This window comes from Pseudomonas sp. NPDC087803, from assembly GCF_044742995.1.
In the GTDB taxonomy this organism is placed as follows: domain Bacteria; phylum Pseudomonadota; class Gammaproteobacteria; order Pseudomonadales; family Pseudomonadaceae; genus Aquipseudomonas.
Genome location: NZ_JBIUVO010000023.1, coordinates 2,805 through 8,542 on the forward strand (window position 1 = coordinate 2,805; position 5,738 = coordinate 8,542).

The window sequence follows — 5,738 nt, forward strand, 5'->3', positions numbered from 1 at the left end:
CCCCTAAATGGCCCCCCCCGCAATTATATCGATGTTTTTCCCCGGTGGGTTTTTGGGGGGGTGGCCATTGGGGGGGGCCGGATCGCCTGGAATTCATCGGCGAAGGTGTAGTAGCGGCTCAGCAAGGTTTCGCTGCGGGCAGAGAAACGGTTGTAAGCGATAACGGCCGGGATCGCGGCGAACAGGCCGATCGCGGTGGCGATCAGGGCCTCGGCGATACCCGGGGCCACGGTGGCCAGGGTCGCCTGCTGGGCGCTGGCCAGACCGCGGAAGGAGTTCATGATGCCCCACACGGTACCGAACAGACCGATGTACGGGCTGACCGAACCAACGGTGGCGAGAAACGGCAGGCTCTGCTCCAGCTTCTCTTCCTCACGGGAGATGGCAACACGCATGGCCCGCGCCACACCTTCCATCACCGCTTCAGGATCGACGCCTGGCTGCTGACGCAGACGGGAGAATTCCTTGAAACCGGCACGGAAGATCTGCTCCACGCCCGAATCCGGATCCGGGTTGCTGCCGGCCTGACGGTACAGCTTGGACAAGTCGATACCCGACCAGAAGCGCTCTTCGAAGCTCTCCAGGGCGCGTCGACCGGCGCGCAGCAGGTTGCTGCGCTGAAAGATCATGATCCATGAGGTCACCGATGCGGCCACCAGAGTCAACATTACCAACTGCACCACGATGCTGGCATTGCTGACCAGGCTCCACATGGAGGAATGGTCGACGACGTTAGCTTCCACGCTTTATCTCCTGCTTTGAGTGTGTACCCGTGCCGCCCGCGTCGGCAAAGGCCGCACGCAAGGATTCGGGCATGGCCCGGGGTTTCAAACTGTCGGTGCGCACACAGGCCACCAGAAACTGCCCTTCACAGAGCAGCACATTATCCGCAGCCCGCCTGACCTGCTGTCTGAAGCGCAGGCTGGCACGGTTCAATTCGATTACATCAGCGCTTACCAGCAGTTCGTCGTCCAGTCGCGCCGGCGCGTGGTAGCGCGCTTCGCTGGAATGCACGACAAACAACAGGTCCTCCCCGGCCAGTTCCGACTGGGCAAAGCCCAGCGTCCGGAGCCGCTCGGTTCGAGCCCGTTCCATAAACTTGAGGTAATTAACGTAATACACGATGCCGCCCGCATCGGTGTCCTCGTAATAAACGCGACAACGATGTGCGAACGGCTCAAGCCCGTTTTGCGCGCGCATACTCTAGTGCTTACTCCTCGGGTTGCCAATCCGGCCAGGCAACTGTTTTTTCAGTGTTTAAGGCTTTACCGCAAAAGTACCGTCCTGTGACAGTACAAACGCTGAATAAATCGCCAAAAAATGTGTATCAATCGTCCACTGCATCAAGAAACTCGTCTGCCACGGGCATTTCACCCATTCGTGACGGAATGTTTAAACCGAAATGCAGGTACGCATGCCGTGTCACCACCCTGCCCCGTGGCGTACGCATGATGTAGCCCTGCTGAATCAGATACGGTTCCAGCACGTCTTCGATGGTGTGGCGCTCTTCACTGATCGCCGCCGCCAGGCTGTCGATGCCCACCGGACCGCCATCGAACTTCTCGATCATGGTCAGCAGCAAGCGCCGGTCCTGGTGATCGAAACCGTGTTCATCGACGTCCAGCAGGTTCAACGCCAGATCGGCCACCGACTTGGTGATATGACCTTTGGCGCGCACTTCGGCAAAATCGCGCACCCGGCGCAGCAGACGGTTGGCGATTCGCGGCGTACCACGAGCACGACGAGCGATTTCAAAGGCGCCTTCAGGATCCAGCGGCAAGCCGAGGATATTCGCCGAACGACCGACAATCGTCGCCAGGTCCGCTGTGCTGTAGAACTCAAGACGCTGGACGATACCGAAGCGGTCACGCAACGGGTTGGTCAGCATGCCGGCGCGGGTGGTGGCGCCGACAAGAGTGAACGGTGGCAGATCAAGCTTGATCGAACGCGCCGCCGGCCCTTCGCCGATCATGATGTCGAGCTGGAAATCTTCCATCGCCGGATACAGCACTTCCTCAACGATGGGCGACAGACGATGGATTTCGTCGATGAACAACACGTCGTGCGGTTCAAGATTGGTCAGCAGTGCCGCCAGATCGCCCGGACGCTCAAGCACCGGCCCCGACGTGCTCTTGATCGACACGCCCATTTCCTGGGCAATGATGTTGGCCAGCGTGGTTTTACCCAGACCCGGCGGGCCGAAGATCAACGTGTGATCCAGCGATTCACTGCGGCCACGCGCCGCCTGGATGAACAGTTCCATCTGCTCGCGCACGGTCGGCTGGCCAATGTAGTCGGCCAGGCTGACCGGGCGAATGGCCCGATCCTGGACTTCTTCGCGCTCGCGCGGGCTGTGCGCGGCGGTGATCAGACGATCAGCTTCAATCACTTAAATCATTCCCTTCAGGGCGCGGCGGATCAGGTCTTCACTGCTCAAATTCTTGTCCTTGATGGCGGTAATCGCCTTGCTCGCTTCCTGCGGCTTGTAGCCCAGGGAAATCAGCGCGCTGACCGCATCGTTTTCAGCGGTATTGACCGGCGCCGGGCCGTCCGGCTGGTTCGGTACCAGAGCAAACATGGCCGGCGAGGTTTCCCAGGCCTTGAAGCGATCCTTGAGTTCGACCAGCAAACGCTCGGCGGTTTTCTTGCCAACCCCCGGGACCTTGGTCAGCGCCGAAGTATCCTGGGATTGCACGCAGCGGATCAGTTCATCGACTTCCAGACTCGACATCAGGGCCAGGGCCAGTTTTGGCCCGACACCATTGAGACGGATCAACTCACGAAAAAAGTCTCGCTCACGCTTGCCGGCGAAGCCATAGAGTAACTGCGCGTCTTCGCGTACGACCAAATGGGTGTGCAGCGTGAGCGGTTCACCGACTGACGGCAGACGATAAAGGGTGGTCATGGGCACTTCCAGCTCATACCCGAGGCCGTTTACATCCAGAATCAGGTGCGGCGGCTGTTTCTCAGCCAGGGTGCCGCGCAAGCGTCCAATCACGTTTCAGATCCTTGAGCGTTGGCCAGCCGTGGGCTGGCGACAGATGGAGTACGGATTCGGGCCGACGACCCAGGCGCGAAATCCGCATTCCGCAAAAATGATTGCTGATGCTATCAGAGACGCAGGCGCCCGCCACGACTGCGTGCGGTTCCCAGACCATGCGGCAGCAGGCTGGAACGGGTGTGCGCATGACAAATGGCGATGGCCAGAGCATCCGAGGCATCGATCTGCGGTTTGCTGGTCAGCTTGAGCATGTGCATGACCATCATCTGCACCTGTTCCTTATTGGCGGCGCCGGTGCCGACCACGGCTTGCTTGACCTGGGTGGCGGTGTATTCGGCAATCTCCAGGCTTTCCTCGGCACCGGCAACGATTGCCGCACCGCGAGCCTGGCCGAGCTTGAGGGCCGAGTCGGCGTTTTTCGCCATGAACACTTTTTCGATGCCCATGGTTACCGGGCCATAGGTCTGAATGATTTCGCGCACGCCGCGATAAACGATTTGCAGCCGCTCATGCAGCTCGCCGGCGCCGGTACGGATGCAGCCGGAGGCCACGTAGATGCAGCCGCCGCGTCCGGTATCGCGAACAATCCCGTAACCGGTGATGCGCGAGCCGGGGTCGATACCCAGAATTAAAGTCATAACGCCTGCAGAAATTGATGCGAAAGCTGAGGGTACATGTAGGAGCTGCCGAAGGCTGCGATCTTTTGATCTTTTAAAAACACAAAGATCGCAGCCTTCGGCAGCTCCTACAGGTGAAGTGTAGAGCCAGCAAAAACTGCGACCTTTGTATTTTGCATCAACCGAGCTGAGCGGCCACGTCTTCCGGAATGTCCGCGTTGGAGTAGACGTTCTGCACGTCATCCAGATCCTCAAGCATGTCGATCAGCTTGAGCACCTTCTCGGCACCGTCCAGATCCAGCTCGGCACTGGTGGTCGGCTGCATGACGATTTCCGCATCGTCGCCCTTGAACCCGGCCGCTTCCAGCGCGTTACGCACCGCATAGAAGCTGGTGAACGAGGTGAACACGTCGATCGAGCCGTCTTCATGGCTGACGACGTCGTCGGCATCGGCTTCCAGCGCCGCTTCGGTCAGCGCATCTTCATCCACGCCCGGAGCAAAGCTGATCTGGCCCTTGCGTTCGAACAGGTAGGCTACCGAACCGTCGGTGCCAAGGTTGCCGCCACATTTGCTGAACGCATGACGCACGGCAGCTGCGGTACGGTTGCGGTTGTCGGTCATGCACTCGACCATCACCGCCACGCCGCCCGGGCCGTAACCTTCATAGGTCAGTTCTTCAACGTTGTCCGCTTCGGTCGCACCGGCGCCACGCGCAACGGCGCGATCAATGATGTCGCGGCTCATGTTGGCGCCGAGGGCCTTGTCCAGGGCCAGGCGCAGACGCGGGTTGGAACCCGGATCGCCGCCGCCCTGACGGGCCGCAACGGTCAGTTCACGGATCCACTTGGTGAAGATCTTGCCTCTCTTGGCATCCTGACGTTCTTTGCGGTGCTTGATGTTCGCCCACTTGGAATGACCTGCCATAACTCGCTCCGAATTCTCTTGAAACGTTGCCCGCCCTGCTCATGCAGCGGCCAGCAAACAAAAAATCTCGACCTGCTCTCTATAGATAGAAAAAAGGCGCATCCGAAGATGCGCCTTCAGGCCCGTCTTACTCAGCCTTTGGCGTTTCGCGCAAACGAATGTGCAACTCGCGCAGTGCCTTGGCATCCACCACACCCGGGGCTTGCGTCATGACGTCCGCAGCGCTCTGGGTTTTCGGGAAGGCGATCACTTCACGGATCGACTGGGCGCCGGTCATCAGCATCACCAGACGGTCCAGGCCGAACGCCAGACCACCGTGCGGCGGTGCACCGTACTTCAGCGCGTCGAGCAGGAAGCCGAACTTCTCTTCCTGTTCCGCTTCATTGATACCCAGCAGGCGGAAGACCGACTGTTGCATTTCCTTGCGGTGGATACGGATCGAACCGCCACCCAGCTCGGTACCGTTCAGTACCATGTCGTAGGCGCGGGACAGAGCGCCAGCCGGGTTGGCTTCCAGCTCTTGCGGCGTGCACTTCGGCGCGGTGAACGGGTGGTGCAGCGCAGAGAAGCTGCCGTCGTCGTTTTCTTCGAACATCGGGAAGTCGACGACCCACATTGGCGCCCACTTGCAGGTCAGCAGGTCGAGGTCGTGACCGAGCTTGATACGCAGCGCGCCCAGGGCTTCGCTGACGATCTTGGCCTTGTCGGCACCGAAGAACACGATGTCGCCGTCAACTGCACCCACGCGATCAAGGATCGCGTTGAGGTTTTCCAGCGGGATGTTCTTCACGATCGGCGATTGCAGACCGTCAACACCGGCCGCGCGCTCGTTGACCTTGATGTACGCCAGGCCCTTGGCACCGTAGATGCCGACGAACTTGGTGTAGTCGTCGATCTGCTTGCGCGGCATGCTCGCCCCGCCTGGAACGCGCAGTGCAGCGATACGGCACTTCGGATCGTTGGCCGGGCCACTGAAGACCTTGAATTCAACTTCTTTCAGCTGATCGGCAACGTCGACCAGTTCCAGCGGGTTACGCAGGTCTGGCTTGTCGGAACCGTAACGACGCATGGCTTCTTCGAACGTCATGTGCGGGAATTCGCCGAATTCCAGATCCAGCACTTCCTTGAACAGGTTGCGGATCATGCCTTCGGTCAGGCCCATGATGTCTTTTTCGTCGAGGAAGACATCATGGGC

7 protein-coding genes are annotated in these 5,738 nt (G+C 59.8%); all 7 read right to left on the reverse strand.

Translation table 11 applies throughout. The features are described 5' to 3' along the window. Positions 1-23 precede the first annotated feature (23 nt). Positions 24-743 carry a protein TolQ gene (gene tolQ / locus ACIOUG_RS14245; RefSeq protein ID WP_401066429.1) on the reverse strand — a complete coding sequence of 240 codons (720 nt, stop codon included), beginning with the start codon at positions 741-743 and terminating at the stop codon, positions 24-26. Continuing rightward, positions 733-1,200 carry a tol-pal system-associated acyl-CoA thioesterase gene (ybgC, locus tag ACIOUG_RS14250; RefSeq protein ID WP_007962025.1) on the reverse strand — a complete coding sequence of 156 codons (468 nt, stop codon included), beginning with the start codon at positions 1,198-1,200 and terminating at the stop codon, positions 733-735. The genes tolQ and ybgC overlap by 11 nt, the downstream gene beginning before the upstream one ends. A 127-nt stretch (positions 1,201-1,327) precedes the next feature. Beyond that, complete coding sequence (gene ruvB, locus ACIOUG_RS14255; protein ID WP_201237056.1) at positions 1,328-2,389, reverse strand: Holliday junction branch migration DNA helicase RuvB; 1,062 nt, start codon at positions 2,387-2,389, stop codon at positions 1,328-1,330. Next, a complete protein-coding gene (gene ruvA / locus ACIOUG_RS14260; protein WP_003227522.1) occupies positions 2,390-2,998 on the reverse strand; it encodes a Holliday junction branch migration protein RuvA in 609 nt (202 codons plus the stop codon). Positions 2,999-3,111: 113 nt separating this feature from the next. Next, on the reverse strand, positions 3,112-3,639 hold the full coding sequence (gene ruvC / locus ACIOUG_RS14265) for a crossover junction endodeoxyribonuclease RuvC (RefSeq protein ID WP_007951206.1): 528 nt from the start codon (positions 3,637-3,639) through the stop codon (positions 3,112-3,114). A gap of 157 nt (positions 3,640-3,796) precedes the next feature. After that, positions 3,797-4,543: a YebC/PmpR family DNA-binding transcriptional regulator gene (locus ACIOUG_RS14270; RefSeq protein ID WP_401066431.1), complete on the reverse strand. Its 747-nt coding sequence runs from the start codon at positions 4,541-4,543 to the stop codon at positions 3,797-3,799. Positions 4,544-4,670: 127 nt separating this feature from the next. After that, positions 4,671-5,738, reverse strand: a 1,068-nt coding sequence (aspS, locus tag ACIOUG_RS14275) for an aspartate--tRNA ligase (protein ID WP_401066433.1), incomplete at its 5' end; no start/stop codon positions are given.